At 54.4% G+C, this 24,133-nt stretch carries 25 protein-coding genes and 1 pseudogene; 5 read left to right on the forward strand and 21 right to left on the reverse strand.

Going from position 1 to position 24,133, the window contains the following annotated elements; genetic code table 11:
- Nucleotides 1-143 precede the first annotated feature (143 nt).
- From repC to LDL28_RS14385, 3 genes are all read left to right on the forward strand, one after another.
- The gene (gene repC, locus LDL28_RS14375) at nt 144-1,448 is read left to right on the forward strand and encodes a replication initiation protein RepC (protein ID WP_233059367.1); all 1,305 of its coding nucleotides are present in this window, start codon (nt 144-146) and stop codon (nt 1,446-1,448) included.
- Nucleotides 1,449-1,638: 190 nt separating this feature from the next.
- A complete protein-coding gene (locus LDL28_RS14380) occupies nt 1,639-2,163 on the forward strand; it encodes a hypothetical protein (protein ID WP_233059368.1) in 525 nt (174 codons plus the stop codon).
- 27 nt (nt 2,164-2,190) lie between these two features.
- A complete protein-coding gene (locus LDL28_RS14385; RefSeq protein ID WP_233059369.1) occupies nt 2,191-2,814 on the forward strand; it encodes a hypothetical protein in 624 nt (207 codons plus the stop codon).
- Between the two features lie 254 nt (nt 2,815-3,068).
- Here the strand turns inward: LDL28_RS14385 and LDL28_RS14390 are convergent.
- Nucleotides 3,069-3,544, reverse strand: a pseudogene (locus tag LDL28_RS14390) (IS5 family transposase); the annotation flags it as partial.
- Nucleotides 3,545-3,609: 65 nt separating this feature from the next.
- Nucleotides 3,610-4,485 (reverse strand): bifunctional 2-polyprenyl-6-hydroxyphenol methylase/3-demethylubiquinol 3-O-methyltransferase UbiG, encoded by an 876-nt coding sequence (locus tag LDL28_RS14395; protein WP_233059370.1) that lies wholly within the window; start codon nt 4,483-4,485, stop codon nt 3,610-3,612.
- Between the two features lie 550 nt (nt 4,486-5,035).
- On the opposite strand from LDL28_RS14395, the gene LDL28_RS14400 reads away from it, so the two are divergent.
- The gene (locus tag LDL28_RS14400; RefSeq protein WP_233059371.1) at nt 5,036-5,518 is read left to right on the forward strand and encodes an IS5 family transposase; all 483 of its coding nucleotides are present in this window, start codon (nt 5,036-5,038) and stop codon (nt 5,516-5,518) included.
- 84 nt (nt 5,519-5,602) lie between these two features.
- Here the strand turns inward: LDL28_RS14400 and LDL28_RS14405 are convergent, their stop codons facing one another.
- From LDL28_RS14405 to LDL28_RS14485, 17 genes are all read right to left on the reverse strand, one after another.
- Nucleotides 5,603-5,887 (reverse strand): hypothetical protein, encoded by a 285-nt coding sequence (locus LDL28_RS14405; protein ID WP_233059372.1) that lies wholly within the window; start codon nt 5,885-5,887, stop codon nt 5,603-5,605.
- A 703-nt stretch (nt 5,888-6,590) separates the two neighbouring features.
- Complete coding sequence (locus LDL28_RS14410) at nt 6,591-6,752, reverse strand: hypothetical protein (protein WP_233059373.1); 162 nt, start codon at nt 6,750-6,752, stop codon at nt 6,591-6,593.
- Nucleotides 6,742-7,371 (reverse strand): acyl-homoserine-lactone synthase, encoded by a 630-nt coding sequence (locus LDL28_RS14415; protein ID WP_233059374.1) that lies wholly within the window; start codon nt 7,369-7,371, stop codon nt 6,742-6,744. The genes LDL28_RS14410 and LDL28_RS14415 overlap by 11 nt, the downstream gene beginning before the upstream one ends.
- A gap of 78 nt (nt 7,372-7,449) precedes the next feature.
- Nucleotides 7,450-8,160, reverse strand: coding sequence for an autoinducer binding domain-containing protein (locus tag LDL28_RS14420; RefSeq protein WP_233059375.1), 711 nt, complete (start codon nt 8,158-8,160; stop codon nt 7,450-7,452).
- A 188-nt stretch (nt 8,161-8,348) separates the two neighbouring features.
- The gene (locus LDL28_RS14425; RefSeq protein ID WP_233059376.1) at nt 8,349-11,495 is read right to left on the reverse strand and encodes an error-prone DNA polymerase; all 3,147 of its coding nucleotides are present in this window, start codon (nt 11,493-11,495) and stop codon (nt 8,349-8,351) included.
- Between the two features lie 3 nt (nt 11,496-11,498).
- Nucleotides 11,499-11,744, reverse strand: coding sequence for a hypothetical protein (locus tag LDL28_RS14430; protein ID WP_116703960.1), 246 nt, complete (start codon nt 11,742-11,744; stop codon nt 11,499-11,501).
- A 10-nt stretch (nt 11,745-11,754) separates the two neighbouring features.
- On the reverse strand, nt 11,755-13,155 hold the full coding sequence (locus LDL28_RS14435) for a DNA polymerase Y family protein (RefSeq protein WP_233059377.1): 1,401 nt from the start codon (nt 13,153-13,155) through the stop codon (nt 11,755-11,757).
- Between the two features lie 13 nt (nt 13,156-13,168).
- Nucleotides 13,169-13,969: an ImuA family protein gene (locus LDL28_RS14440; RefSeq protein ID WP_233059378.1), complete on the reverse strand. Its 801-nt coding sequence runs from the start codon at nt 13,967-13,969 to the stop codon at nt 13,169-13,171.
- A 68-nt stretch (nt 13,970-14,037) separates the two neighbouring features.
- The gene (locus LDL28_RS14445; protein WP_233059379.1) at nt 14,038-14,712 is read right to left on the reverse strand and encodes a MucR family transcriptional regulator; all 675 of its coding nucleotides are present in this window, start codon (nt 14,710-14,712) and stop codon (nt 14,038-14,040) included.
- A 104-nt stretch (nt 14,713-14,816) separates the two neighbouring features.
- Nucleotides 14,817-15,308, reverse strand: coding sequence for a DUF6884 domain-containing protein (locus LDL28_RS14450; RefSeq protein WP_233059380.1), 492 nt, complete (start codon nt 15,306-15,308; stop codon nt 14,817-14,819).
- A 13-nt stretch (nt 15,309-15,321) separates the two neighbouring features.
- Nucleotides 15,322-15,717, reverse strand: a complete 396-nt coding sequence (locus LDL28_RS14455) for a type II toxin-antitoxin system VapC family toxin (protein ID WP_116703793.1) — start codon at nt 15,715-15,717, stop codon at nt 15,322-15,324.
- Nucleotides 15,714-15,980, reverse strand: coding sequence for an AbrB/MazE/SpoVT family DNA-binding domain-containing protein (locus LDL28_RS14460; protein WP_116703792.1), 267 nt, complete (start codon nt 15,978-15,980; stop codon nt 15,714-15,716). Before LDL28_RS14460 ends, LDL28_RS14455 begins: the two co-directional genes overlap by 4 nt.
- A gap of 312 nt (nt 15,981-16,292) precedes the next feature.
- Complete coding sequence (locus tag LDL28_RS14465; RefSeq protein WP_233059381.1) at nt 16,293-17,849, reverse strand: ATP-binding protein; 1,557 nt, start codon at nt 17,847-17,849, stop codon at nt 16,293-16,295.
- Between the two features lie 111 nt (nt 17,850-17,960).
- Nucleotides 17,961-18,296 (reverse strand): transposase, encoded by a 336-nt coding sequence (locus LDL28_RS14470; RefSeq protein ID WP_370636407.1) that lies wholly within the window; start codon nt 18,294-18,296, stop codon nt 17,961-17,963.
- A gap of 260 nt (nt 18,297-18,556) precedes the next feature.
- Complete coding sequence (locus LDL28_RS14475) at nt 18,557-19,963, reverse strand: hypothetical protein (protein ID WP_233059382.1); 1,407 nt, start codon at nt 19,961-19,963, stop codon at nt 18,557-18,559.
- Between the two features lie 269 nt (nt 19,964-20,232).
- Nucleotides 20,233-20,625 carry a type II toxin-antitoxin system death-on-curing family toxin gene (locus tag LDL28_RS14480; protein WP_233059383.1) on the reverse strand — a complete coding sequence of 131 codons (393 nt, stop codon included), beginning with the start codon at nt 20,623-20,625 and terminating at the stop codon, nt 20,233-20,235.
- The gene (locus tag LDL28_RS14485) at nt 20,622-20,849 is read right to left on the reverse strand and encodes an AbrB/MazE/SpoVT family DNA-binding domain-containing protein (RefSeq protein ID WP_007396477.1); all 228 of its coding nucleotides are present in this window, start codon (nt 20,847-20,849) and stop codon (nt 20,622-20,624) included. The genes LDL28_RS14480 and LDL28_RS14485 overlap by 4 nt, the downstream gene beginning before the upstream one ends.
- Before the next feature lie 592 nt (nt 20,850-21,441).
- On the opposite strand from LDL28_RS14485, the gene LDL28_RS14490 reads away from it, so the two are divergent.
- The gene (locus tag LDL28_RS14490; protein WP_233059384.1) at nt 21,442-22,356 is read left to right on the forward strand and encodes a replication protein RepA; all 915 of its coding nucleotides are present in this window, start codon (nt 21,442-21,444) and stop codon (nt 22,354-22,356) included.
- A 590-nt stretch (nt 22,357-22,946) separates the two neighbouring features.
- Here the strand turns inward: LDL28_RS14490 and LDL28_RS14495 are convergent.
- Both LDL28_RS14495 and LDL28_RS14500 read right to left on the reverse strand, forming a co-directional pair.
- Entirely contained in the window at nt 22,947-23,267 is a 321-nt protein-coding gene (locus tag LDL28_RS14495; RefSeq protein ID WP_233059385.1) for a hypothetical protein, read from the reverse strand.
- Nucleotide 23,268: 1 nt separating this feature from the next.
- Nucleotides 23,269-23,943, reverse strand: a complete 675-nt coding sequence (locus LDL28_RS14500; protein WP_116704254.1) for a ParA family protein — start codon at nt 23,941-23,943, stop codon at nt 23,269-23,271.
- Nucleotides 23,944-24,133 lie beyond the last annotated feature (190 nt).

Raw genomic sequence — 24,133 nt, forward strand, 5'->3', positions numbered from 1 at the left:
GTTCATGTACGAAGAAATCCAGCAATTTCCTCGTACATGAGAGTCCCATCGGAACGCAAGACAAAATTGCGAACGGGGAAGGTTTGTCCGGTGTCTAGGCCGTGAGGCTCCTGAAAACTCCCTAGTTCCCGGACTTTTTGCGAATGGTGATACAGGACCACAATGATGATGCGCGCCCGGTGCGCCGGCGCGGAAAGCGTACCCTGACGCCCGCCATGCTCGACGCCATGGCCGAACTGGATCGGCCCGCGCCGGCTTTTCCTGGCAAGTATGACGTGGTGCGGGTCCTGCGCGCACTGCGCCGTCCGCTCGGGCTCGGCCGCAACGCCTTCGAGCTTCTGGTGTGCATGGTCGAGCACACGGCGACAGGAGATTGGGACGAAGGGGAAACGCCTTTCATCTACGCCCATAATTCAACACTCGTGAACTGGACGGGGCTGTGTCTGACGTCGTTGCGCAGGGCTGTGCGTGAACTGGCCGAGGCACGGATGCTGACGGCCCATGACGGGCGGAACGGCCAGAGGGGGCGGCGCTGGCGGGGTGAGGACGATACCTGCAGGGTTGGGTTCAGCCTTGCCTCGCTGCGCTATCGCTGGCCCGGGTTCCTGAAAATGCTGGAAGCAGAGCGGCGCCATCGCGACCGGGTCAGGTTCCTGCGCGATGCGATCGCGGATCTGAACGGGGCGATACGCCAGCTTGCCGAGCAGCGCGATGATGAGGCGGCCATCATGCGTGCGGCAGGCATCATGCGCCGACGGCTGCGCACGGAGTCCATCGCGACGCTTGCGGCCTATCATGACGACATGAAGGCGATCTGGCACCAACTCGAAGCAGTTCCGACCCCTGTGGATAACCCGGGATCCGATGCCCGATGGACCCCGAAAGTGGCACCCATGGACCCCGATTCCGGCACCCACTATACAGATACAAAAAACAATCTATCCAAAATTAAGGTAGTCAACGTAGCGGCCACAGGCCGCAATCGCATTGAAGCAATGCGGAGCGCAGCGCCAGCAGACCCGGCCGCAACAAAACCCCGGCACGAACTGTCCGCACTGCGTGGGTTTCGCGGCACATCGACGTTCTATCTCGAAATCTGCCCCCCATTGCGCGACCTGTGTCCAACCGATCGACCGACACAGCCCGAACTGACCGACGCCGCGGAACATCTGTCCGGCCAGATGGGCATCACCCACCACGCATGGCGGCAGGCCTGTGTGGTGCTCGGCCGCCTGCAGGCAAGCATTACCGTCATCATCATGGCCGCACGTCTCCATCGGGGCGAGGCAATCCGTTATCGGGACGCCTATTTCCGGTCCCTGGTGGATCGTGGGGCGCGTCATGCACTCTATCTCGACCGCAGCCTCTACGCCCTGCGGGATGCATGCGCCCGGACGGCACTCCCAGCCAGGCCGTCCCAGGTTCATACCGCCGGACAACGGCCATGACGGGCGGGCATGATCCCACCCGCTATGCGTTCCGCGCGATGCCGCGAAATACGCTGCCCGGGCCGGTGCGCGGTGGGATGGTGGTAAACGCTGTTTCTATTGGGATGGCGGTGTCGGCGGCATCGGTGAAAACTCGCCGGTCCGGGCCTACCTGCCATTCCGCTTCCGGCCTGACCGCAGGCCGCCCTACGTGCGGCCGTGGATGGTGCCCCAGTCGCTGTGGGGCTGGAACCTGCGCGCCATGCTGCGCCGGAAGGACTGGGACAGGATCCGACGCGACGCATACAGGCGCGCGGGCTATCGCTGCCGTATCTGTGGCGGCGTCGGTCCCGATCATCCGGTCGAGGCCGACGAAGGCTGGGCCTATGACGACACCCGCTTCATCCAGGTCCTCAAGGGCGTGATTGCCCTGTGTCCCGACTGCCATGCCGTGCGTCACTGGGGACGAAGCATGGCGACAGGAAAGGAGCAGCATGCCCTGTGCTGGCTGGCATGGGTCAACGGGTGGACGCTCGTGCAGGCCCGTACCTGCGCGGATAACGCCATGGCCCACTGGCACTGGCGCAGCGGACATACCGGGTGGACCTGTGATATTACATGGGTGGAAAAGGTGTTCGGCGTGCGCCCAATGGCGGACGCCACCGCCCGCGCGGCGGAAACACAGCAGGGGCTGGTCGCGCTGGCGCGGCAGTCGCGCAATGATGAAATGCGCTGATCGAGGTGAGCCATGACAGATAATCCCGTGCCTGTAGAATCCATTGCCGGTGTGAAGACCGTCACGCGGTTCCCGCTCGAACGTCGGGTGGAACAGTCGGTCGAGTTCATGCAGATGCTCAGCCTCGAACGCGAGGATGTCGCGGAAGCGATGAAGGAAGCTGGCCATCCGCCGCCCCGGTCGTTGTCCATGCTGAAAAAGAACGGCGCGCGCGAGGTCCGGTCCCATCTCGCGCAATGGGACCCATCCGCCTTTACCGACGAGGCCGAACTTGAACTGGAACTGCGTGCGTGGTTTCAGCCCGCCGTCAGCAAGGCGATCCGGGAGACCGCCGAGGCGCGGGACATGATCAGCCAGGAACGGCAGATACTTCTTGCCACCAGCATCGAGCATCGCCTCATGAACGTCGAATACCGGCAGCAGAGGGCCGCCGCCGCACGGCGGATTGCACGGACATGGGAACTAAGCGGGCAGATCATGGGCGGATGGGAAGTCGTCGTCGACTACATCGAACGCTTCCGCGCGGGAAAGCTTGTCAGGAAGACAAAGCTCAGGAAAGCCACCAGGGCAGAAGCTATCCAGCCCGATCCGGTGGCGCAGGACGGCAATGTGGTGTCCCTCGGCGCATGGCGCGCGCAGAAAGGAACCTAAAGCCTGTTGCGGGCGAGCATACGATCATACACGAGGTGTGTAATGCCGTTTGATTTTTAATATTTTTTCCTGATTTTTAGAAAAAGACATGCACAAAGGGTAAGGCCCTAGCGACAATGAAGGAAGATGTTTAAAGGGACTACTAGTTTCTTGACATAATGTTCATTATAAACTTGTGTTAATATTATACGGTATAAATATAATGAATAATGATTTTTACCCATTTGTCATTCCACTGAATATACCCGATAGCTGGGATATGCAGATGGCAGTTCATGTGCCTGACCGGACGACAGCGTGAAGGATAGTGCCCTGCCATATCCATCCGCAGCTACGCAGACGTTGGTGCCAAAACCTCCACGTGAGCGGCCAAGCGCCTCACGATCCCTGAGCCATCCCCCGTATCCCCCTTTTTGGCGGCCCCGGCCGCCTTGTGATGGGCACGGATCGTCGTGCCATCAAGAAAGGCCATGCCCAATGCCGGGTCCGTGCTGCTGACCTTTTCAAAGAGGCGCTGCGACACTCCGAGCTTCGACCAGCGAATGAACAGGTGTGCGGCAATCCACCAGGGACCAGACTCATCTGGTATGGTGCGCCATTTCGCGCCGTTCTGATGGCGCCAGAAAATCGTGGATATCGTCCGTCGAAGGTTCTTTGGTGGGCTCTTCCCCTTCGGGCGGACTTCCTCGATCAAAGGCTCCCAGACGGACCAGGCCTGATCAGAAAAAATAGACTGCATCATGCTCATCATAAACAGCTATGCAGTGCATTCTGTTATTCAAGACCTAACAGGCCCTACGCTATGGGAAGAAATTCATATACTCGGGCTGGGTCAGAATTCGGGTCGTTGTATACGTGGCAAGAAAAGCCTGCATCAGAAAAACATTTGAATAAATAGTCTTTCTGGAATCCAAGTTCCATCCACCCTCGGTATCTCATGATCGCGACATTTTCCCAATTGAGACGAATTCCCCAAGGGTAAGGAAGTATCGGAGATAATTCGTCACATATAGGCTCCCCGGCAAGAAGGATCTTTCCTGTGGGTTTGACAATCTTTTTCAGTTGAGCGATCATTTTCTTTATGTCTAGACAATGATGGAAGCACTCATAGAAGAAGACGAGATCGTAATAATGATCTTCGCCAGATGGATTATAACCAAATTCTCCTATATGACTTTTCAAATTCACATCATAAAACTTGGCAACTTCACTGACTGCATCACAAAATGGCTTGTTGACATCAACCGTATCTACCTGCGCCCCAACCCGTGCGAATGCAACAGACGTCTGGCCAAAACCAGCACCGTATTCCAATACCTTATTCCCGGATTTTATATTGCTTCGCATAAGCAGGTGCCCGATAGCCATCAGGTGCTTTCCCGCTTCATAAGCGCTTCCCGTGGAATAAAACGCAGGACGTCTTATAGCATCAAGACCATCTAGTGGGGTGACTTCGTCGATTTCGGGGTCATATTTCTTACGGTTTGTAATTTCAGACCATAATTTCAGGATATTTTCTTTGTATTCCTTACTGTCTGAATCAATATTTGTATCAAACCAATGTGGCAACTCATATACTTTGCCTACCCATGGTTCTATTTTGTTGTTATGAAAATCGGTCGCCGCCTGGTCAAGGTCGCTGGTGCGGATAAAATGCGTACTATTTTTCATTCTGTATTTAGAGTTGAGTATATTTCTATATGAGTTTATCCTATTGCGTATATTTTTATACGAATTTATAATGCAATTCCTGTGCGTCATTTCTATTTTCTTTTGTAATTTATAAAAATGTATAATTAAATAATTATAACATATATGTGTGCTCTGTATAGTCCCTTCCGTAGAAAAACGGAATATGAATGCCGGAGCTATATCAAGATCGTAATCTGGTATTTTTGACCAGATTGTGCTGAAAGAATACTATAGTTGCAGATTTCCGGCGGCCTGAATAAGCCATCTGTGTAAATAGTTTCAAGTAACAACTTAAATTGCAGAAAATATTCTTCGTACAGTTTAAGCGCGGCAGAATTAGATGTAGTGCTTTATGTCCTGCGAGTTGGTTGTCCGTGACGGGACATGCATGAGCGCTATGGAAAATGGAACTCGGTCTATGTCCGGTTCCGTCGATGGGCAGAGCAGGGTGTCGGGACGCTCTGCTGGAAACGCTGGTTGAACTTGGTCTGACCGATGACTGGCAGCACATGATCGACATTACGCTCGTTTGGGTTCACAGCCAGGCGGCTGGCGCAAAAGGGGGACGCATAAGGAAGGCTTTGGTCGAAGCCGCGGCGGCTTTATAAGCAAGATCCATGCCCGCGTTGACGGTCAGGGACGCCCTCTTGGCTTTGAACTGACGGGCGGTGAAGTTTCTGACTACTCCGGTGCTGATGCCCTGATAGACCTACCGGTCGTGACACCGCGCCGACTTCTGGCCGACAAGGGGTATGATAGCGACAGGATACGGGAGAACCTGCTTTTTCGAGGTATTCTTCCTGTTATCCCGCCGCGTTCAAACCGCACAGAGGATATCCCCTGCTACTTCCGTCGCTATCGGGATCACAACCGTATCGAGCGGATGTCCAACAAGCTCAAGCAGTTCCAACGTATTGCCACACGCTATGACAAGGCAAGAAAATCGTTCCTCGCCTTTCTTAACCTCGCAGCCGTAAAACTGTGGCTATCGTCTTTTATCAACAGAACCTAAGCGCGTGGAAGAGTGTGCGTCGGTCGTTATGACGCAGTACGGCAGGAAAGGAGCGGAGCTATGACTTCTTGCCCATGATCAAAATTAACGGGGCTCTTCAAATGTATATTCCACTCCAAGTAACGTTTCTTCAATAAGACCGGGTTCAGGAAATTTACTTTGCTCCTGATTAATAAACTCCTGAGCCAGAAATTTTGCGGCTTCATTGTAAAACCGTTCTTGATATTTATTATATTTTGGATTCCGGTGAGGGTTTGGAGAAAACTGATATTTTTGGGATATATCTTTTCCGGCCTGAATGTAGATTCCTCTATTCCCTCCTCCTGATCCAAAACTTATTTCGTGATATTCGAATTTGACACCTCCCATTTCGAACTTTCCTGTAACACTTTTTGCGTAACCTACCGAAGTTATATTTACGCACGATATCATCACAAAAAACAAACCAATCAGTCGTCTTGGAAGCACGAACGGAAGATTCATTATGTTATACCTAATTTGTTTGTGGTTTCATATACAGTGCATTATATGTTGTATTCATAATAAATATATTACAAATACTATAAGTCGCCACGTATGGATTCGTGGCGACCTTTTCATCCATGAAATATGTCTATTTTTGTTGCGTAGTTGGCGCGGAATGGTCCTTGGGAGGAAGGTCTTCCGTGCCGTTGCAGATCCGGGTGACAAGGAAAGTTCCCTGCCCTGCGGGAGACACAATAAAATCGCTGTATCCCGTACCGGTTGATACATAAGGCTGTGCAATAACAGGCTTTGAATCAACCATCACCGTGGCGGTTACTTCCGTGACCAGACAAACCCCCCGTGACCTTGCCTGCCATGTTGAGTCCGGAGCCATATTGTAGGAATCATCCGAGCAAAAGAAGGTAGCATAGGTTACTTTCCCGTTCACGGGATAGTTTGTTCCATTTGTTATTTTAACGCAATCATACATATTTATATAATTCCCTGTTTTAATTCTAGCTATCGGCGCTAGCCATTAAGAATTATAAACAAGGTGTTAATAATTTATTTAAATCGTGTTATAGCAATGGGTTATTTATACAGAGTTCTAACCTGTCATTTCTTTATCAATTATTGTTTCTGTGATAGATAAGGAGTTTTCCGTCTTGTGCAGGCCGTATTTTCGAGCCTCTTTGCGAAGAAAACGTAGAGCCTCCTTTATCTGCTGAGCCTTGATATGAACGTCACTGATTTTTTCATTATGCAGCATGTTTCTGTCCACCGATACTATCGTCAATAACATTATAGTGCAGACCAAGTTTGGCACGGGCTTTGTCAAGTAATTCCCGGGATACTGGAACGACAGCCGAGGCCACGTCGTGGCCGGATGGTAAGGTGGTACGTTTTTGAATGTTTGCTTCCACTCCGGCTGCGGGCACAATGCGTTTAAGAACGCCCCAGGCCGTCAGAAACAGGTACGTATGAATGTCATAAGCTACCGAAAACTCGATACAGGCGAGGATCAGTTCTGCGGAAATTTTCTTGCGCAGGGTTAGGGAAAGATCCCGCTCGACGCCGAAGCGTGTGATTTCCCATACGGATGGGCTTGGCTGGACAGGTGGAACAGGGGCCATATCAGGCCATAAGGTGTCCAGCATGTACGGGCATATTGTGGGAAGAAGACGCACCATGCCACGTACGACCCCGGCAATATCCCTCCAGACGAGATAAACGGCCGCGGGCGTATCGAACTGGTCATACTCCATCCCTTTATACGATGGCACATCCCACTGTTCTTTCGCCACGAAGTGGCGGTAACGGAATTTGAACTGTTCCGCCAGAGCATCCCCGCACCATTTGGCGTTTTCGACCCTTACGATTTCGATCATTCCCGTACATCCTTGTATGTTGATGAGGGAATAATGTGACCAGGGGGGATCGGACGTTAGCTGTCAGTTCTGTCAGGTTTACAGATCAATAAGACCGAGGCAGATGGCCCTGACGACACCCATTATACGGTTGTTGCAGTCCAGTTTGACGAGAGCATTGTTGATGTGAAAATTTACCGTTCGTTCACGAATGCCTATGACCATTCCAATTTCCCAGGAGCTTTTCCCTTTCGCGGTCCATTTCAGGCATTCCTTTTCGCGCGTCGTGAGAACCCTGTGGGGGATTGGAGGGGTTGAAGACAGTTTTTTATAATTGATTACAAAAAAACTGGATAACGTCCTGAGATATATTTCCGCATCTTTTTCAATATATTTCCCCCTGAAGGCACAGCATATTGAATAGACCCTGCCATCATGGGTGTGTATTGGTATTGTGTATCCATTTTGAATTCCATATTCGTGAATATCTCTTATTATACTCTTCTCTTTTATGTTCTTGTATTGTAAATCGCTCCATGTATACGGAGAGCTTATGTTTATCGATCTCTTTATTATGGGGTCTATATCTATATATTTGTTTTCAATGTAGAAATTAACCCAGTCCTGTGGATAGCCGACATGTATGAAATTGCGCATCTGCGCCTCGGCCCGGCTCAACTCTATGATGGTGATGTATATGTCACCGATCATGGTGGCTGCGTTCAGGTACGTGGAAAGAAGGTCCTGTGTATGTCGTGCCTCCTCCATGGAGTTCAACCGGACCAGAAGATCAGGAAGCCACGAACTCATTCTTGAATAGATCTTTCGATATTCATACAGACCAAAATACGGGACATTTAATATGCATTCATATGATTAAGCATTTATTAAAATATGTAAAACATTAAATGTCTGGCATCGAATAAATCGCGTATGTAAAGATTAAGAAACCATCTAATTTCTTGTTAAGAAATATATTTTTTTGCACGTCGTAATTTTTAATGAAAGTCCCGTGACTGAATGGAAATCCTCTTTTTGGATTGACCCACCGTTGCCAGCAACGGTGTCAGGTCATCCAGCGACCGGACGACAACATGGATGACTTCCCCTTCTTTCTGGAGGGTTCCATGGCAGGCGATCATGCCGGCTGACAGCACGATGCGGCGTTGCCGCTCAATCCGGTCAGGCCAGAGGATCAGGTTGGCCATGCCGGTTTCGTCCTCAATGGTGAGGAACATGGTCCCGTTTGCCGTGCCCGGGCGCTGGCGCATGATGACGACGCCCGCAATGGTGATGCGCCGCCTGTCAGCCAGGGCCTGCAGTTCGCCACAGCGTGTGATTCCACGATAGTCCAGTTCTTCACGCAGGAATGCGACAGGATGATCGCGTAGCGTAAGGCCCGCCGCGTGATAGTCCTCGACCACATTCTGCCCTTCCGTCATGCCCGGGAGCGTGAAAACGGGTTCGACAATCTCTGGCTCCGGGCGGTTACGGTGCTGGTCGGCTGCGGCGAAAAGCGGCATCGGGCTATCCGCCAGACCCTTTATGTCCCATAGCGCCCCCCGTCGGTCGCGGCCCAGCGCTTGAAATGCATCGGCTTCGGCCAGCGCCTGCAGGGCGCGCTGCTCGAGCCCGGCCCGACGCCATACGTCATCCAGGCTTTCATAGGCCGAGGACCGGCACGCCACCAGTTTCGCCGCTTCGTGGTTGGATAATCCCTTCACCAGCCGCAATCCCAGCCGTACGGCTAGAAACCGCCCTGATCCCGCCTTCTCAAGCGTACAGTCCCACCGACTGGCGTTGACGCAGATCGGACGGACCGGGACACCGTGCCGTCGTGCATCGCTGACAATCTGTGCCGGCGCGTAAAATCCCATTGGCTGGGAATTGAGCAGGGCTGCGCAGAAGACGTCCGGATGGTGGCATTTGATGTAGGACGAGGCGTAGGCGATCAGGGCAAAGCTTGCTGCATGGCTTTCAGGGAACCCGTAGGAGCCAAACCCCTCCAGCTGCGCGAATGTGCGCTCGGCAAATGCGAGGTCATAGCCCCGCTCTGTCATGCCGTTGATCAGACGGTCCCGGAAATAGGTGACCGTTCCCTCTCCCTTGAATGTGCCCATGGCACGGCGTAGCTGGTCGGCTTCGCCGGGCGAGAAGCCAGCGCAGTGAATAGCGACCTGCATGGCCTGTTCCTGGAACAGCGGTACGCCCAGCGTCTTGCCAAGGATGCGCTCCAGCGCAGGGGAAGGGCAGTCCGGTTTCTGCTTCCCCTCACGTCGCAGCAGGTAGGGATGCACCATGTCGCCCTGTATGGGACCGGGGCGGACAATCGCCACCTGCACCACGAGATCATAGAATGTGTGCGGTTTCAGTCGCGGCAGCATGCTCATCTGCGCGCGGCTCTCGATCTGGAATGTACCGATCGTGTCCGCCCGGGCGATCATCCGGTACGTGGCCGGGTCCTCGGCCGGGATGGAAGCCATGTCCATGCGTGTCCCGCGCGCGGTTTCAAGCAGGCCGAAGGCACGACGCATGCAGCCCAGCATGCCCAGCCCCAGCACATCGACCTTCATGAAACGCAGGTGGTCGATGTCATCCTTGTCCCAGACGATGATCTGGCGGTCCTCCATCGCGGCGGGCTCGATGGGCACAAGGTCGTCCAGCCGGTCGCGGGTCAGCACGAAGCCTCCCGGATGGGTGCCAAGCTGGCGGGGAAAGCCGATCAGTTGCCCCGCGAGATGCAACGTCAGGCGCAGGCGCGGGTCATCAAGGTTCAGACCCAGTTCCCGCGCCCGGTCCGAAAGCGTATCGCCGTCTGCAGACAGACCGGTCAGATGACGCGAGAGGGCGGCCGTGACATCCTCTGGCACGCCCAGCGCCTTGCCCACGTCGCGCAGCGCGCCCTTGCGGCGATAGCGCATCACCGTCGCGCACAGCGCCGCCCGGTCCCGTCCGTAATGGGCGTAGATCCACTGGATCACCTCCTCGCGCCGCTCACTCTCGAAGTCCACGTCAATGTCCGGTGGCTCCTTCCGCTCCGCCGAGACAAACCGCTCGAACAGGAGGCCGGAACGGACCGGATCAATAGCGGTGATGCCCAGCACGTAGCAGACGGCGGAATTGGCGGCGGACCCGCGCCCCTGGCAGACGATACCCTGCTGGCGGGCATGCCGCACGATCGTGTTGACCGTCAGGAAATACGGTGCGTAATCCAGTGATGCGATCAGGTCGAGTTCGTGGCGGAGCTGGGCCAGCACGCTGTCCGGTGCGCCTGCAGGATAGCGATCTTTCAGATGCGTCCGGACAAGGGCCGCAAGGGCTTCCTGTGGCGTTTTCCCTGATGCGTCGGTTTCATCCGGATACTGGTAACTCAGGTTATCAAGCGAGAAGCGGCACAGCCCGGCGATTTCGGCGCTACGTGCAATCGCGGCCTCATGGCCCGCATAGTGCTGGCGGATCTCGCGTTCAGCCATCAGGTGACGGCCCGAGCAGGTTTCGCGCCGGTCTCCCAACCGGTCGATCGTGCAGCCATGGCGGATGCAGCCCAGCACATCCTGAAGGATATGCCGTTCGGCGCTGTGAAATAGAACGTCGCCCGTGACGACCGTCCGCAGGCCGACCTTCGTCGTCAGTTCTTCGATCGCGGCAAGGCGCGTGGCATCTCCCGGCCGGAAGCGCCGGACAAGTGCGACATACCCGGGCAGGCCGGTCTCGTGGCTACGTCGTGCCATGCGGGCCAGGACTTCGACAGGGGGAACTTCCAGCACATCCGGCAACAGGACCAGGAGAAGCCCCGCACCTTCCCGCTCCATATCCCGCCATGTCAGGGAAAAGCCACCCTTCCCTGCCCGTTTCTTGCCCAGCGTCAGGAGACGGCACAGACGGCCATAGGCCGTCCGGTCGGTGGGATAGGCGAGGACGGGCGGCATATCCTCCAGATCCAGACGGCAGCCGACGACAGGGCGGACCCCATGTTCGCCAGCCGCCCGGTGCGCCCGCACGATCCCGGCAAGGCTGTTATGGTCGGTGACGCCGATCGCGGGAAGTCCCAGCGCCTTCGCCGTGGCGAACAGTTCATCAGGATGGCTTGCGCCCCGCAGGAAGGAATAATTCGTCGCGACCTGGAGCGGGACATACCCGGCCATCGCCTATCCCGGCTCCGCATGGGGATGATGATGTGCACTGGTGCTGGGCGCGGGAGCGCCTGTGCGACGCAGGATGACGTAGCCGCAGGCCTGCAGATAGGCCACGAGGCGTTCCGCCGTAATGCGGGCCATCATTTCATCCGCCGTATGAACCTTGCGCCGGCCATCGTAGCGCAGGCCATGTGACAGGGAGGCTTCGATTTCCTCCAGACTGGCCGGACGCAGATCGGGGGGAGTGTCCTCTATCATTGCGCGCTCCTCAGAAAAGACCATGCAGGAACCACGGCGCGGCAGAATCAGGCGTCCCCGGGCCGCGGACGGACTGGAATAGCCAGAACTGGAGGCCACCCCTTTCTGCCGCAATCCAGTAGTTCCGGATGTTTCCGTATTCGCCAGCGTCGCGCCACCATTCACCGTGCACGCGCTCGGGGCCATCGCATGCAACAAGCCCATAGGCATGGCCGCGCCATGCCATCTCCCCCGGCACGCCAGCCGCGTCCTGACGGATCATGATGACGGGCTCGGGCGGGCTGAACAGGCGCACGGGGCGCGGCCACGGGCATGTCCAGTCAGAGGTCATCATATCGGGCCTGGCGGGAACCGTGGCCTGAGTGCGTTCGGGCATATGGCTTTCGATCCGGGTGAAGCGCACCAGTCCTGAATCAAGGGCTGCGCTGTTTCCAAGTCGATCAAGCAGGTCCGCGTCGGTTGCCGTGGGGGCGGACAGCTCCGTGGCCATGCCCGTCAACTGACGGGTGCTGCGTCGCTCGGACTGCCTTACCACGAGGCTCATCGCTTCAATGCCGAAGCCGGGTTCGATCGTCTCGATCCGTGCCCGCAGAAGGCGTCCCATATGGTCCGCATCGCACACAGGAGAGGCCGTACCGACCCGGACCGCCTGCACACCGCCATCCACGCGTTCGCACAGCAGGTCGAGCTGTCTCGCACCCTCCCCACGTTGCCGCAGTGCCGTACACACGGCGCCAACCAGCACCCTGATGACGGTCGCGATGGCTTCCGCCGTGGAGATGGGTTCCACAAACGAACGGCGGTCCTGTATCATGTCCCGAGGCAGAACAGGCCGGATCGGTTCGGGCATCAGGCCCAGCGCCTGATCCAGACGGTGAATGAGGTTCTTCCCGAACCGCCGCGCAAGCGGTGCGCGGGGCGCCTCGCGCAACTGCCTGACCTGCCCCAGACCAAGCTGGAGAAGCCCTCGCCGGGTGGCGGCATCCAGACGCAGGGCCGCGACAGGCAGGGGGTCGAGCGCGGTTTTATGCTGCTGTTCCGGGACGACCGTCGCCATGTCCGTTCCGAAACGCGCGACCGCCCATGCGCAGCCCGGCGTATCCGCCATGGCGCCACGTACCGTAAGCCCCATGGCAGACAGACGTGCAAGCAGGGCGGTGAGCATGGATGTTTCACCGCCATGCAGGTGCGCGCAGCCCGTGGCGTCAATCCAGATGCCATCAGGATCGGCAGCGGATGTCAGGGGCGCCGACCACAGACACCATTCGGCCAGTCGTGACAGGGCGCTGGCGTCGCCTTCCGGATCGGCAGGCGCCACGCTCAGGTCCGGCACAAGGGCCTGCGCCTGTGCCAGGGGCAGGCCGGGGCTGATCCCTGCGGCCACCGCAGCTTGGTCAACGGCCGAGATCATGTCGCGTCGGCCATCATGGCTGCGCGTGACCAGCGGGCGGGATGCTGGAAGATCGTGGAAACCATGTCGACGCAACCGGTCGGTCGGCCAATGGGGAAACCACAGAGAGATGATGCGGCGCATGTTCCGTCTCCACGATCCACTCCCCTGCCCTGCCGCCCCTGTGCCGCAGCAGTTCAACCCGCATGCGCGGGCGGCCGGGATGAAACGCCAGGCAGTCCTGTCCATCCGGCCACGGCATGGGGCCGATACGCCACCGGGTGGTGCAGGCCGAAGGTTGCAGCAGGGCAGGATCATTCGACCGGGCGGCGCGGCGGAGCAGGAATGCGGTCTGGCCTGTCCCTTCCGCCGCCAGTCTCAGCCGACGTGAAGCTGTCAGGGTCATCGGACGATCGAGATCGGTCACGACCGCGACCAGACCGGTCTCACGTAGCAGATCCTCGGTCAGGCCGAGGACATTGCCAGGTGTGGTGTGCAGGCAGATCAGGCGGTCGGGCTGAAGCCCCGCCTGGGCCAGCCCGGGGGCGTGCAGATCGAGCGGACCGGTATGGACCCATGCGACCGTCCCGGTCGTATGGGACAGGATGAAGGCGATCCAGCGCGTAGCGTAACAGCCAAGGGCCGTATCGACGCCGCGCCCAAGGATTTCGTGGGTCGTGCCCTGTTCCAGCCCGCCGGACAGGTGGGTATCAATCTCAGGGCATCCGCAGGATAACCGCTCTGTTTCATGAAGCAATGCGCCGGACTGCCGCTCCATCCGCAGGATCCGCGCCCGGAGCATGGCGATGGCGTCATTGGTCTGTGTTCCTGCCATGTTCCCCTCCATATGGAACATGTAGAGAACATAAAACCAGCCTGTAAAGCATTAAATGGTGGGGTGGGTTACTTCTCCGGCGGCGCCTTGCGCGTCCCGCCTCGTTTCCCGGCCTTTTTTGCGGCTTTGTAGGCCTCTGCGCTCCTTGCGCGTGACCTGGCCCGCCTGGCCAGCACCCTTTCCACGGCGGACCGTCGAGGTTGCTTCGGACTACCCTTCTCATCCAGGGCCGGATTCCCCGCATCGGCTTCTTGAGATGGCGGTTCCGGGGGACGCGGCGGTCCGGCGAGTTTCTCCTCCAGAAGCGGGCCTGGTTCTTCGGTCGTCCGGCCATGCCCCAGACCTGTTTCCAGAGCTATTGTCGAGCGTCGCTCCGCGTGGCTCGGGGCGGTCATGGGATAATCCGCCGGCAGGCCCCATTTCTCGCGATATTGCTCGGGCGTCATCCGGTGCGCCAGATGGAGATGGCGCTTGAGCATCTTCAGCCTCTTCCCGTCCTCAAGGCACACGATATGGTCAGGGAAGAGCGTTGCGGATATGCGCGCATCCGAAAGCGTGGCGGTGGTCCCGGCACCGACCGGGGTTCTGGCGGGCGCATATTCCGTAATGGTCGACATGACATCGCGGATCAGGGCGGGAATGGCCTCGGGCGTGACCACCGTATGTGCATTGGCAAGATAGGCCGACACGATACTGGCCGTAGCCGTGATGACCGTCTGGCTTTCGCCATCCGAGTGATCCAATGAAATATCCTCCTGCCACCGCATATCTGTCAGATATCCAGTAATGTGCCCGAGCGCGTTCCCGGGCACAACCGGACATGGATGGGCAGGTGTTTCGCTCATGATCAGGTCGGGATGACGCCCTTCTTATCTGGCCCCATCCGGATGACGTTGGGAAGATCATAAGGTGCGGTGAGCCTGGCGGGATCAGATAGCCATGCCAACTGTTTGCCAATCCCCAGCCCGGCCATTGGCACAATGGCGCGGGGGCCCAGCCACGAAGCAAGGGGCTGGCGGTAACGTGCGCCAGCGAGAAGAATGATCGGGGAGGACTGGGAATGTCCACGCTCGACAAGCTGGCTGACAACCCGCTCGCCCCAGGCCCGGCGATCTGCAGCCAGCATGGTCATCAAGGTCTGTTCGTATGGCGCGATTACATCATCAGGCGCGACAAGGCCGTGTAACGCCGAAAGGACATACCACGGTGCTCCCTGTGCTTCGACGTAGGCGCGTGCTTTCCGAAACCACGGCGACTGGTAGAGGTCTGCCGCCCGCATTGGCCCTGACGCCTTTTTCTTGACGCAGGCGACCAGATGCAGGGGCGCTGTGGGGGACATGATCTGCTCCTGGTTACAGTAACCGCGTCTTCTTCCCCTGCTTCTTCAGTAGGGAAACGGCCTTTTTGTCGAATGAGACGAATGTTTCTCCACCCAGCCAGGCGCCTTCGTGAGCGATAACGCCATCGGCGAAATCACCGCCAGCTTCCAGAAACGCCAGACCGGCTTCGACGGCGGGACGGTTCATCACCACATTGCTCGTGCCGAGTAATGCGCGAACGGCCGTGGCGACGTCACCCTTTGGCAGTTTTGCGCCCTGACGGAGTATCCATACCAGCTCGCACAGGGAAGGCAGTGATACGGCAATCAGGGACGCGTCAGTCAGTACCTTTCGCGCGGCCCGGCACTGGGCCGCATCATCCTGAAGGATGGCACGCGCAAGCACATTCGTATCGGCGATGATCTTCACTTGTCAGCCAGTTCGCCAGCCCAGCCAGCCGCAGCAATCGTGTTCATCTCGTCAATCGTGAGCGGCTTTTTCAGTTTCACCCGGCCATCGAGGCAATGCAGGAAATTATCAATGCTGCCAGATGGCCGAGCGGCGCGCACACGCACTTCACCACCGGGCAGTTTTTCAAAATCGACCCGCTGACCCGGCTGGATACCGAGATGTTCGAGCAGTTCGCGCTTGAGCGTGACCTGCCCCTTGGCGGTAACGGTTAAGGATGCCATGGACCCCTCCTATCAACAGGTCGATAGTAAGGCGTGCATGCCTTACGTTCAAGACGCTTCGTACAGGAGCTGCATGCAGCCTCGGAATCCGCGGATCATCCACGTACAATACTCCGTGAGCCAGAGGAAGATATGATGTAATTCTCTTCATCTGGCTTTCGGACGGCGGAAAACACATCACTGACAGGTCCGTTCTCCCCGAATGCACGTGAGTCACGGAACATAGTTCAATTCAAAAAATCAATAGATCCTGAACATAACCTTGTTGATATCCGTGCTCTTTTCAGAAAAGACATATCTAACTACATAAAATTATTTTGAAAGAGCACGAAATGTATCTATATTCAAAATTGCTCTACGAATAGCTCTGTAGTCGTCCTTCGGCACATCAATATAAGCCCCATCCTCGGTTTCGATCATACCATGTGGCGACTGAGACGTATTAATCAATTCAACATAGCATCCATAATCTATTTTGTAAGCATCGTAGCGAATTCCTGGTTCATCCCGAGATGAAATATTTTTCTTTAGTATATGCAAAACTCTAAAATCAAACAGCTCATCTATTTCATCCAACTTCATGTTGGATTTAACTAAAAATGCTTTTGCCTTTCTATTGCCAATAATTTCGTCAACAATGTAATTAAGAAACCTAGTTAAATACTCATTATTTTGAATAGATCTTATTTTATCCGTATTGTACCAATCTCTCGCAGCATCTCGAATTTCCTTCATCCCCGCTTTTTTTCCCCACGCTTTACTTACAATCTTAGTCATTAAATTTAAAGCGTCGCGCGGAACACCTTCAACTGCTTGAACGAATTCTTCAAATGTAGCTGTTTGCGTGAATAAAACACGAACAAGGTCATCTGGGGTCTTTACTGAATCTGGTATCGATCCTGACGTTATTATATGCTTGAATAATAACGTCTTAAAGAAATCAATAGATCTTTTTTTATCATTATCAAATACCAAGAAATCGTCTAAGTTTAGGTTTGCTGAAATATCCGCTCCCAATTCTAATCCAATATACTCTCCCCTGTTGATTGAGATTGAGAAATTCGATCGATGTTCAATAGCTGCAATTTTTATTGAGATTTTTCTTTCGGGAAGAATGGTTCTTCTTATTAGGTCAGAGAGATATGGCTGTAAGTCCATAGGGACTTCACTCCACTCATCAAGAAGAACCCACAACCTTTTAATATTTAGTATATCTATTATTGCGCTTAAGGACGTTGAAATCCGTCCAAAATTAATATGCAATAGATTTTTTCCTGATTGCTTTATGGATGCACTCTCATGAGAAGATCCCGAACGTTCTGTATTAAATGAAATCCCAAATTTTTCGTCTTTTTTTATAGATAAGTTATTTTTTCTCTCTGAACTCTCTTGTGTTTTTTCTTCTATATCCACAGAACCAGAGATCCTCATTTCTCCAATAGAGTTTCTTAACTCTTCCAATGCTTCTAATATAATATGAGGATGGATAAATTCTTTTATTGATTGGCTTGCTCTCCTATTTAATATATCATAAATGGAAAGTAGCACGTCAGATATAAGTGTTGCGGCACGATCGCTTAGAGGCCGTGCCGGATCTGTGTAAATTGAACCATTAGATCCTACATTTCTTAAATCAATATAAACTGGAAACTCATCTTTATTTATTATGACATTTTGCAGATATTTTAATGCATGTGTTTTTCCGGTTCCCCTCCGTCCATAAATAATTTGGTTATTCCTAGATGAAAGCATATTGAATAGTGGCTTTGTATCAACGAATGTATCTTTAAGTATATCATCTGTTGCTCTCTCCGCCCGCTGGTCTATTTCCAAAAAGGCATTGTGTATTGATTCCATATCGGTCTGCATTATATTTCCCTAAAAAACAAAACACTAATTCCATGTTAATTAGAAAAAATAAAAAATCTACAATCTAATCTCAGTTTTAGGCAGCGTCTGCATTCACCGTAGGTTCAGGACTCATAGCCAGAACATGACGGTTGCGGCAAGGCAGAGGGCCGAGAAGATGACGGGCGGGCATCTGTCGTAGCGGGTTGCAAGCCGCCGCCAGTCCTTGAGCCTTCCGAACATGATCTCGATGCGATTGCGGCGTTTATATTTTCTCTTGTCGTATCTGACCGGTTTTTCGGGAGATTTCCGTCTTGGAATGCAGGACCTTATACCTTTCGCTTCCAGGGCGTCCCTGAACCAGTCGGTGTCATACCCGCGATGTCCCAGCATCCATTGTGCTGCAGGAAGACTGTCCAGCAGGGCAGTGGCACCGGTATGCCCTGCTCGACGATCTGCCGTCCCCACCGATCCATGTCGTCTGTGACCGTGGGTAGGGGTGACCGAAAGCAGCCATTCGAGGTATTCACGTTCATGACAGCTACCGACCAACTTACGCCGTTCCGATGCGGCTTTAGGAAGGTCGGCTCACGCCGCAACTAGTCATTCAAGGTTTCAACAGCGGCTAGGCAGTTACGCTCGTCAATCGCGGCGATCCACGCCGTGCTCCGCCGCTTCCCGGCGGGGCACGGCCCGAACGCATCTACGAAAACAATCAATTCAGCAGATCAAGTAGTTTTGCCGACCATTAGGCGAACGTCAAAATGCACCTCGCCTTTTATTGGATCGATCGGCTCGTTTGCCTTGATGACATACTTCGCATCGAATGAAGTGACGTCCTGTTCGGTGGCCAATGTCACGAAGATCGGTTCGAAACTCGCAGTAGTGTGGTGCTTGAGCGCGTTCACAGAGAAGTGAACATGCCGATGTTCCGGATAGATCAGTGTCGTGTGGCGGATATAGGTACCCTTCGTGATGGAGTCGTTCCATAGCGGCTGAACTGAAACGATGTGCCCGTAATTTCCATCGTTATCGACGATGACCTTGGCCGGAGGCTCAGGTGCTTCGGGTGCGGACGCCGGCGCTTCGTCGTGGTCCCGGAGTATGATGCAATCGGGGAAATAGATGTCCACATCAATCCCCGTCGCGGGGGACGTGCCCGAATTCTTGACAGCCAGCTGGACCTGAAAAGTGCGCTGGAGAAGCTTGCTGTGCTCATCATGTTCGTCGAGAAAGGCGTCGTAGCGGCGATAATATTGCTGGACCAACCGATTGTATGTTTCGGTTTCCTCGGACGTCCATTGGTCCGGTTGGCGCCCCGGCCTTCCCATGCCACGGCTTAACAGTCCGCGCTGCGAAGCGATGATACCGTGTAACCTCCCGTCAATCGGTGACGTCGGGAACCGAAGGGGCGGATTCTCCGCCCTGATCTCGTCCAGCGTCTTCACGTCGTTGCGCTGCGGTGTCTGCGAGATGAGAAATGGGCCGTCAGTTTCTCGTTCGAGGATAACAGAGAGTTCCGGCATCCGCCTCGTCCGGCGAGTGTCTTCGCGCAGCTGTTTCAACGCCAGCTTCAGACCTGGCGCAATCCGGTCTCGCAGGTCGTACATCAATTCGGCGGCGACCTCGGCCTTTCGTTCCTCAGTCGCATCAGGCCGCAGAGTGTAGAAAGCCGGCGCCGAGCGGTGACGTAGATCGAAGGGAAGCCGCGACAGCTTGGCCTTAAAAGCCTTGTTCCCGACTAGCACGATTCTTTCCTCGCCCAAGACATGCAGCGCATATCCCAGCTCGATCATGACGTTGGGATTGGGAACGTGCTTGCCACCCGGAACCTCGGCAATGGGTGTCACGTCCGCGACGAAGACTGCGGCGGCCGCTATCTTCTCAAGAATCCGTTCCGCGATTCGGGGTGATCCACCAAGCCCTTTTGTATCATGATCCACCGAGACGAAATCATCACCTGTCTCGGCACCCTCGTCCTCTCCGTCTTCCTCTGTGTCAACAGGGCGGTCGGACTCTTCAGCGGCATCGTCGACCCCGTTCAGCGTTTTGGCCAAATTGCCAAGGACATCGCGGACGAAATAGCGATTACTCGGCTGATGAGTGTCGCTTTGCCAAGACCAGAAAATCTTCATCTGATGCGTCTAGCTCCAGGCTATGATCTAAAAAAGTAAATCGTTGCGGGACGGAGGATTTGACCCAGCGTGATTTCGCCGGTCGGGAAAGCGCTGGGTGTCAGCTCCTGACAGGACCTGCCGCTCGCAAAGTCCATTGGGAACGGCAGAAAAGTCCCAAACGCGGTCTATCGCGACTCGCCTGACAATGTCGGCTTTCGGGCAACCGTCATAACTGCTTGGGTGTCTGATATGAAGCGGAAGCGGACATATCCGTGTCGGCGATAATCCTATGGAAGCTGATGTTTCCGTAGCCAAATGGCGAATTCTGTCTCATCGATTTTTCTTTCGACCAGAGCGACCATGCACGCCACCACGTCCGGCGCAGCAATGGCGACGTTCTGGCCGTTCGCTTTAAGAAACAGTACACAGCACGCCCAGCCAGTCCGCTTGTTGGCATCATTGAATGGGTGGTTGCCCGCAATGCCAAAGGCATAGGCGGCGGCGATGTCAACCAGATCCACAAGGGCCGGATCAGCGTAGTGATAGCGGTTCAACGGCCGGTCTAGCGCGCTATGCAGCAAATCCATACTTTTGATTCCCTGCGCGCCGCCATATTCGCGCAAAGCGCAATCGTGCAGGAACAGCACGGCATCAAGCTCAAGAAACTCCGGTTGGTTCACCGTTTCGCCAGCTCCTGAAGTGCGTCAGCCTGTTCGCGCAGCACTTCGCGGGCAAGGTCCATCTGGCGTTCGAGCTTGAGGTTGCGCTTCACCAGCTTAATGCCGTCAGCCAACTCGACCAGCGTGAGTTCTTGCCCGATTTCCAGTCCCAGTCGAATACGGGTCTCCGCCGGCAGCGTGAGCCCGACCGAATTGCCCTGCTTGCGCAAAGTGACCGTTTCCATGGCGCCCTCCTATCTTACTTTTCGTAAGATAGTGAAGTTTGGATCGCAACACCAGTCTTCTATTCTCTGACCCCGAGGCTCAATTGCCTGATTGTCACGGTGTTCGGTATCGGAAAGGAAAAGTGGACATTCCGATGGCCAACACAAGAGCGAAGCCAACCATTTCCGGCCATCATAACCCTATCTTCCCAGCGGGGGTATCCGGGCAGAAGATCGGGTCTCAGGGTTCTGGTGGTCATGAAAGCAGGATGACAGCCCCGGGCAGGCGACTCAACCGCTATCAATTCCCCCACACGCGATAACCGTAATTATCGCGTGTGTTGGGGACCATTCAAGGAATAGCATGCCAGAATATCGCCCTCCTCGCGCGCTCCCATAGAAAGCCCGTGCACTTTTGTAGCGGGACATGTGCACTGTTGAAGCTAGCCTCAGCAAGCCAGATGGAGGAAACAGCGACAAAGTGGAATTACCCCGTGCACTTTTGTAGTGCATACTAATATATATCTAATATATTTTAACTCGTATCCCCGCTACAAAAGTGCACGGCGACGTACGCCAATCGTTTTGATAGGCTGAGCGTGAAGGAGAGCCTATGAGCGAGCTGCACCAAATACTGGAGTCTTATGGGCGTCAACGCGCTCTTGATTTCGATTTTGAGCGACCCGAGATCGAGGCCGCCGCTATGTATATGGCTGATGAAGATAGCGGTATCGGGTTTCTTTATTCTGGTTGGTGCCAAGCTGCTCTACCTCATCGACGGCTCCCTGACGACAAGGGCTGGCAGTTATCTAGTGACCAAGTGTGTCTTATTATTCAGCCTGGAATGAAACGAGGGAGCGAAGGTGAGCCTGTTCCTGTTGGAGTCCCTTATGGTAGCCGAGCGCGACTGATCCTAATCTACATGCAGTCTGAGGCTATTCGGACGAATTCACGAGATATCGAACTAGGGAAGAGTCTTCGTTCCTGGATGAACCGCATGGGAATTCCGATTGGGGGAAAAAACTTACAAATCGTAAGAGAACAGGCCGAGCGTTTATCTCGCTGCAGACTTTCCTTTGAGGTCGTGCGTGGAGCAGCTCGGGGGCTATCGAATCAAAGTATCGTGGACTCCGCCATATTTTTAGAAGCGGACGCAGACGGTAACAGCAATCAGCAATTCATGCAGAAAGCCCGGTTATCCGAAGGTTTTTTTGAGGGGCTTAAGAAGCATCCTGTGCCATTAGAAGAAGCCGCCATAAAAGCTCTTAGTAACAACAGTATGGCATTAGATATATATTGTTGGTTAGCCTATAGACTGCACTCCCTGACCTCGCCAACGCCCATATCATGGACAGCGCTTAAAATTCAGTTTGGGGCATCCTATAGTCAACTCAACAATTTCCGTAGTCGTTTTATCCCAAACTTAAACTTAGCACTTGCGGTCTATCCCCGGGCTCGTATCACCGAGATGGACCAGCGCAAGGGGTTAGTCCTGCATCCAACCCCCCCGCCGGTCAGGAAAAGATAATATTGCAGCGCGAGGTGTGCACTTTTGTAGCGCCTCATGGAACCTGGCTTCACGCCACAAAGCACCTCAGTGCAGATCAAAACAACGAAAGCTAACGTGGTATCATCGCGTCTGCGTGCACTCTTGTAGCAGGTATGGTTATAAAGATACATCAAGCGTCAAGAGGGAGGCGTCTCGCCATCCTTGCCAATTACCGGGGCTGGGACACCTGCAATTTGCATCGCACGGGCAAGCTTCTCAAACAGATTTGGATGGCCACGTTTGCTCGTTGGATCTCGGCGTACAGTAGTATGAAACCATCCAGAGCGAGGTAGCGTCAGATGTATGGAATCTTGTTTCGGATCGTACCACGCGCCGATCCGTAGATAAGCTGTCTGCCTCCCCTTCTCACTCTTACAAATGTCATCTGTCATTCTCATATCTTTCGCTGTTTGTGGACGAAATATTGGATATTCAATCAAAAGGTAAGATAGATCACTCGCCCACCTTCCGCGGCTCGAGGAGCCATGGAAGCTTAATTGCAGTGTCATCTCGGTAAGCTACTCGGCAGGCGTGCACTTTTGTAGCAGCCAAGGGATAAGTCTCCCCAATTAGGGAGACCGCATTCCCTGGTCATATAAATCTAGCAGAAATTTCAGGAACTCATCTGAGCTTCCGAATTTTACGAGATGTTTTTGAAAACGAGCTTTTGTCTCGGGAAGGACTTTCATATTCATCTGGGCAGTCCTTCCTGTACGACGTAAGCTTCTGCCATCTATTTTTACGGTGTCAGTTCTCGCCGTGAAACCCGCTTTAGCTGCCTCATTGATAGCTTGATGAGTTATGGCTTTATCCACCGGTGGCCGTTTTATCGGTACGTCCGTGAAATCAGAAAAGTCTAACTTGGCCGACGGCCTGGGTTCTTGGGACATATTAGTGCTTTCCCATCTCTTCGCGCAAAACATCACGCACCTCGGTTGCGAAATGCTCCGCATTTTCTATTGCACTGGCCGGGTTCCGAACCTCCTTCGGAGACAAGTCATAAATTGTGCCGCCAAGGCGAAACGGCGCCTTAAAGGCTGCACGTTCCACTATAGATGATTTGAGCATAGGTATCCCTGCATCTTCGAGCTGAGCCTGAATATCGCGCATGCCCTTGTCTGCGATAACCGGTGAAGTCTGCGCAAAGAATACCCTGAAAGGAATGCGCCTGCGGAAGACTGTCTCTTGCCGTTTAATCAACTTGATAATGTTTGTCGCTTCGTCGGCATCAAGCTGGCTGCCCTTCATCGGAATCAGAGCTAGGTCTGCGCGTCCCAGACCAACGCTTACTTCGACATTGCGACTACCTTCCAGATCTACGATGACGAAAGGGTCCTTGGCGGTGTCTACGGCGTCAGCTACGTCGCTTCCAAGTGCCGGAACAACCGAGAGGGTTGAGGGGCGATTGGTAGGGAAGCGCTCGGCCCATTTCTGGATGGGTAGGTTCGGGTCGGCATCAACAAGGGTGGTGGGAGCGTTATTAGCTACCAACACTGATGCCAAAGTGAAAGCCGATGTGGTCTTCCCTACCCCACCTTTACTGCTGGCGAAAACTATGACCGGCATAAAGAGAATCTCCAGTTCATGGATAAAAGCAACGTCGTTGTGATATCATAGATACCCGGTATCGGGAAGATACCCAGTACCTAAAATAAATAAGATACCGGAAGGATACCGGGTAGCCAGTAGACGCTGGGTATCATTAGGGTATCTGGTACCATGCAAACAGGTATCTACTAGATACCCGGTACCAAAA

It is taken from the genome of Komagataeibacter sp. FNDCR2, assembly GCF_021295395.1.
Classification (GTDB): domain Bacteria; phylum Pseudomonadota; class Alphaproteobacteria; order Acetobacterales; family Acetobacteraceae; genus Komagataeibacter.